The 362-nt window shown below is 65.5% G+C and carries 1 protein-coding gene; it reads right to left on the reverse strand.

Going from position 1 to position 362, the window contains the following annotated elements:
• Positions 1 to 362: hypothetical protein (locus HU748_RS26165; protein ID WP_186722540.1), on the reverse strand; the 362-nt coding region annotated here is incomplete at both ends.

The following is a 362-nucleotide window of genomic DNA, read 5'->3' on the forward strand; positions in this document are numbered from 1 at the left end:
TCGAGCTTGCCGTTGGGGGTCAGCGGCAGGCGTTCGAGGAACAGCCAGTGGGTCGGCACCATGTAGTCCGGCAGGGTTTGCTGCAGGTTGGCTTTCAACACACTGCGCAATTCGCTTTCGTCCGCGCCATGGTCCTGGGCCACCACGTAGGCCACCAGTTGCTGAACGCCATTGAGCTCGACGGCCAACACCGCCGATTCACGCAACAGGCCCTGGGCCTGCAGGCGCGCTTCGATTTCACCCAGCTCGATACGCAGGCCGCGCACTTTCACCTGAAGGTCCACTCGCCCGGCGTACTCCAGCACGCCGTCTTCGCGGTAGCGCGCCAGGTCGCCGGTGCGGTACAGCCGCGAGCCATCCGC

This window comes from Pseudomonas sp. RW3S2 (genome assembly GCF_014268955.1).
Lineage (GTDB): Bacteria > Pseudomonadota > Gammaproteobacteria > Pseudomonadales > Pseudomonadaceae > Aquipseudomonas > Aquipseudomonas wayambapalatensis.